At 70.5% G+C, this 1,922-nt stretch carries 1 protein-coding gene; it reads right to left on the reverse strand.

Annotated elements, in window-relative coordinates; translation table 11 throughout:
* Positions 1–1,922: type I polyketide synthase (locus tag IG74_RS0144365; RefSeq protein ID WP_037827325.1), on the reverse strand; the 1,922-nt coding region annotated here is incomplete at both ends.

Consider the following 1,922-nt stretch of genomic DNA (forward strand, 5'->3'; position numbering starts at 1 on the left):
CAGCTCGGCGTCCGCGCCACCCTCGGCCGCGAACATCACGTCCTTCAGCGGACGGTCCAGTACGACGTCCAGGTGCGCGCACACCTCGTCCAGAGCCTGGGCGAACACCGGGAACGCCTCGTACAACTCCCGCCCCATACCCAGGCGCTGCGCACCTTGGCCCGAGAACAAGAACGCCGTCACACCCGACGCGTTCACCACGCCCTGAACCGTTCCGGGAGCCACTTCGCCGGTCGCGACGGCCTCGACGCCGCGCAACAACTCGGCACGGTCGGCACCCGCGATCACCGCGCGGTGTTCATGCACCGCGCGGGTCGTCACCAGCGAGTGGGCCACGTCCAGCGCGCTCAGCTCGGCACGCTCGACCAGATACGACCGCAGTCGCTCGGCCTGGGCGCGCAGGGCTTCCGGGCTCCGGGCGGAGAGCGTCCAGGGCACGATGCCGTGATCCTCGGCCGGGGCCGCCGGGACGATCTCTGTCTCGTCATCCGCCGCCGGGGCCTGCTCGATGATCGTGTGGGCGTTCGTCCCGCTCACACCGAACGAGGAGATACCCGCCCGGCGCGGATGGCCTGTCTCCGGCCACGCGGTGGCCTCCGTCAGCAGCCGCACCTCACCCGCCGACCAGTCCACCTGCGTCGACGGCTCATCCACATGCAGCGTCTGCGGCAGCACTCCGTGCCGCATCGCCATCACCATCTTGATGATTCCGCCCACACCAGCGGCGGCCTGCGTGTGCCCGATGTTCGACTTCAGCGAACCCAGCCACAGCGGCAGATTCTCCGGGCGCCCCTGGCCGTACGTGGCCAGCAGCGCCTGCGCCTCGATCGGGTCACCCAGCGTCGTACCCGTGCCGTGCGCCTCCACCACGTCCACCTCGGCGGCCGACACTCCGGCGTTGGCGAGGGCCTGGCGGATCACCCGCTGCTGGGACGGCCCGTTGGGCGCCGTAAGGCCGTTGGACGCGCCGTCCTGGTTGACGGCGGAGCCGCGCACGATCGCCAGGACCTCGTGGCCGTTGCGGCGGGCGTCGGACAGCCGCTCCACCAGCAGCATGCCCACCCCCTCGGACCAGCCCGTACCGTCCGCGGCGTCCGCGAACGGCTTGCACCGGCCGTCAGGGGCCAGGCCACGCTGACGGCTGAACTCCACGAACGCACCCGGCGTGGCCATCACCGTCACGCCACCGGCGAGCGCCATGTCGCACTCGCCCTGGCGCAGCGCCTGCGCGGCCAGATGCAATGCCACCAGCGACGACGAACACGCCGTGTCCACCGTCACCGCGGGACCCTCAAGACCCAGCGTGTAGGAGATACGACCGGACACGACCGAGGTCGCGTTGCCGGTCAGTATCTGTCCTTCGAGTTCCCCGGCCGCGCCGTCGTGCCCGACTCCGTAGCCCGAGGCCGCGGCTCCGACGAACACGCCGATCTGGTTGCCGCGTACGGAGGTGGGAGCGATTCCGGCCCGCTCGAAGGTCTCCCAGGACGTCTCAAGGAGCAGCCGCTGCTGCGGATCCATGGCGAGCGCCTCACGCGGCGAGATTCCGAAGAAGCCCGCGTCGAACTCGCCTCCGTCGTGCAGGAATCCACCTTCCCGCGCGTAGAAGGTGCCCAGACGCTCGGGATCCGGGTCGTACATTCCGTCCACGTCCCACCCGCGGTTGGACGGGAAGTCGGAGATGGCGTCACCACCAGCGGCCACGAGCCGCCACAGGTCCTCGGGGCTTCCGACGCCACCCGGGAAGCGGCAGCTCATCCCGACGATCACGATCGGGTCGTCATCGACCGGGACCACCGACCCCGCCGACGGCACAGCCACCGCCTCCCGCGCGCCCAGCACCTCGGCACGCAGATGACCGGCCAGCACCACAGAACTCGGGTAGTCGAAGACCAACGTGGCCGGCAACACCAACCCCGTCT

The organism is Streptomyces sp. NRRL B-1347 (genome assembly GCF_000720325.1).
Taxonomy (GTDB): Bacteria; Actinomycetota; Actinomycetes; order Streptomycetales; family Streptomycetaceae; genus Streptomyces.